At 70.1% G+C, this 2730-nt stretch carries 5 protein-coding genes; all 5 read right to left on the minus strand.

The window, feature by feature from the left end:
• On the minus strand, positions 1–130 hold a 130-nt coding region (locus tag ACZ5CR_RS43600), incomplete at its 3' end, for a single-stranded DNA-binding protein (protein ID WP_468868789.1).
• Between the two features lie 90 nt (positions 131–220).
• Positions 221–526 carry a hypothetical protein gene (locus ACZ5CR_RS43605; protein WP_468868777.1) on the minus strand — a complete coding sequence of 102 codons (306 nt, stop codon included), beginning with the start codon at positions 524–526 and terminating at the stop codon, positions 221–223.
• A 124-nt stretch (positions 527–650) separates the two neighbouring features.
• A complete protein-coding gene (locus ACZ5CR_RS43610; protein WP_468868779.1) occupies positions 651–2138 on the minus strand; it encodes a DNA cytosine methyltransferase in 1488 nt (495 codons plus the stop codon).
• A gap of 85 nt (positions 2139–2223) precedes the next feature.
• On the minus strand, positions 2224–2397 hold the full coding sequence (locus ACZ5CR_RS43615) for a hypothetical protein (protein WP_468868783.1): 174 nt from the start codon (positions 2395–2397) through the stop codon (positions 2224–2226).
• A 3-nt stretch (positions 2398–2400) separates the two neighbouring features.
• Positions 2401–2730: hypothetical protein (locus ACZ5CR_RS43620; RefSeq protein ID WP_468868786.1), on the minus strand; the 330-nt coding region annotated here is incomplete at its 5' end.

A 2730-nucleotide genomic window follows, 5' to 3' on the forward strand; every position in this document is an offset into this window, starting at 1 on the left:
TCTTGTCGTAGCTGCGCGGGGTGGAGGCGACGGAGAACTTGGCCAGCGCGGCGCCGGCCGGGGTGAAGCGGAGTTCGGGGTCGGCGGCGAGGTTGCCGACGACGGTGATCGTGGTGTCTCCCACGGACATGACGGATCTCCTGATCGGTTGGGGTGGGTTGGTGCGAATCGCGCGTGGCGGCGCTGTGTGCCGCCGCTCGGGAGGGCCTGTGGTTCGTGCTCATGCCTGGCCCATGAAGTCGCGGTGATGCTCTTCGAGGCGGTCGATCACGGCGTTCATCTGGCGCACGACCGCCTGCGCGTCCTCGTCGGTGTGGCCGTGCCTGAGAAGGTGCCGCTCCATGTCGACCATGCTCAGGAACTCGTCGATGAGGTACGCGCAGTAGAAGGCGGCCAGGCCTTGGCTGTGTCGCAGCGACATGCCTTCGGGCTCGGAGGCCGAGCCCGAGGCAGGCTTGCTGCGGGTGTTCGCACGGCGGGTGAAGGGGCGGATGAATCGGTTTGCTTTGGAGCGCTTCGGTGTCATGCGGCACAGTCCAGCACCGCTGTGAGCTGCGGTGACAAGGAAAGTCGCGCACGTCCCGCAGGGCGGGAAGGATCCTAGAAACGGCTTGGGTTGGCGTTTCGCCCTGCGGGAATTCGGGGTTGTCTCAGCCCTTGGTGGCGGTGCGGGCGAGGGCAGCGGTGACGCGTTCGCCGAGCCAGTGGGCGACGTTGACCGAGACGGCGTTCCCGGCCTGCATCGTCTGCTCGCCCGGGGAGCCGTGGACGACGTAGTCGCCGGGGAAGCCCTGTCCTTCGAGCTGTTCGAGGGGCTGGATCATGCGGTAGAAGCAGGACTCGATGTCGTGGGCGGGCTCGGGGATGAGCCCGGCGGAGTCCTTGGTCGCCAGGGTGTGCAGCGGCTCGCCGGTCGTCTTGGGTGCGGCCTTGCGGTAGGGGATGACCAGGCCGTGATGGTTGCCCTGGGCCGAGATGGTGGACAGCGGACGGGCGACGGGTTCGGCGCCGCCGTTGCGCCGGTATTCGACGACGAAGGCGTCCTCGGCCTCGGGCGGGGTGCACAGGGCTTCGAAGCCCTTGGGGTTGGCCAGCCGGGTGCGCATCGGCTCACGGGTGGTGGTCGGTGTGGTGTTCCAGGTGCCGCCGGTGGGCACGAGCAGGGCTTCGCCGATCTTCGCGGTGCGGGCGGGCAGCGGCCAGGTCTCGGGCTGGAAGGGGCGGCCGTCGTGTCCGCCGTGGTTGACGGTCAGGACCATGCGGCGCTCGCCGAGCATGTCCAGGCCGGCGCGGACGCGGCGCAGGGTGTTGGGGACCAGTGGGCGCAGGCCGTGGCTGGCCCTGTCGCCGATGCGTACGCCGAGGTTGCTCCAGTCGATAATGTCGGCGGCGGGGCGGACGTAGGGCTCCACGATGGCGTGGCGGCAGGCGGAGTTGGGGCAGCGGTAGTCGTACTGCTGGCGGTACTTGCCGATCCGGCGGCCGTTGCGCCACACCTGCCGGGCGTCCACGTTATGGCCGCACTCGGGGCACCAGGCGAGCGGGCGCGGGGACAGGTCCGGGGTGGGGATGCCGGTGCGGGTGAAGACGACGTAGATCCGGTCGCGCCACTGCGGGGCGGGCAGGTGGTTCACGCCGCCGACGTGGGCGGAGGAGACGGACACGATCTGTGAGGTGTAGCCGAGGTGGTGCATGCCGGTGCGCCACCAGTCGAAGAGCTCCCAGTCGGTGGCGAACTCGACGACGTTCTCGCACAGCACGGCGGCGTAGCGGTGGACTTCGGTGGCGCGGATGACGTCGTAGGCGGTGGCCCTGGTGCGCTCCCAGGCGGCGCCTGCGACCGGTCCGGAGTCCTCCAGGTCGAAGGCGAGTTGGCCCTTGGTGCGGCGCCTTCCTCCGGCGGGGCTGATCTCGGTGCAGATCGGGGAGGCCCACAGGATGTCGGTGCGCGGAAGGCGGCGCATGTCGTAGTTGTTCACGTCGGCGCACAGGTGGTCGGCGTCGGGGTGGTTGGCGGCGTGGGTCTCGATGGCGCGCTGCCAGTGGTTGGCGGCGAGCTTGAGTTCCAGTCCGGCGTTGACCAGGCCCGTGGAGGACCCGCCGGCGCCGCAGAACAGATCGGTGAAGGTCAGGCTCATCGCTCCTGCTTCCTGTTTTCGGGGTGGGGAGAGCCGGGGCGGCGGCGGTGTCCTTTGCACGGGAGGGCCGCTGCCCCGGGCACAGCTACCGCTTGGGCAGCTCGCTGATGTTGGTGCGCAGCGCGGCCGTCACGTACAGCCGGGCCCGGCCATCACGGGCCGGGTAGCGGCGTGTGGGGCCGGTGATGAAGGCCTCGCGCAGCGCCTCGGTGGCGTCGTCGGTGTGCTTGGAGTCGCAGATGATCCGGATCTCGAACACGGCTCAGGCCTCCTCGTCGTCGGGGATCGGGCCGCTGTAGCCGAGCGGGCTGACCGCGCTGTGGGCACGGTTGAGTGCGTCGGCGAGCTGTGCCGCGTGGCGCGAGGCCTCGGTGAGGGCCTCTTCGGCGTCGATGACGTGGCTGGCCGCGTCGCCGTAGTCGGCGGTGAGGTGGCCTTCCAGGAGCAGGGTGGGGAGCAGGGCGCGAGTCTGCTCGAAGGCCTGGGGCAGCATCTGCGCCAGGCGCTTGAACGAGGCGACGCAGTGGTACGCCTGCCCGGGGTAGTTGAGGCTTCCTGAGCGGGAGCGGGCGGTGGGGAAGGTCGCGTGGTT

Source organism: Streptomyces sp. NPDC031274 (assembly GCF_055570235.1).

Coding starts and splice junctions, on each gene's coding strand:
- ACZ5CR_RS43605 (WP_468868777.1), bottom strand. CDS start 526: ATGACACCGAAGCGCTCCAAAGCAAACCGATTCATCCGCCCCTTCACC.
- ACZ5CR_RS43610 (WP_468868779.1), bottom strand. CDS start 2,138: ATGAGCCTGACCTTCACCGATCTGTTCTGCGGCGCCGGCGGGTCCTCC.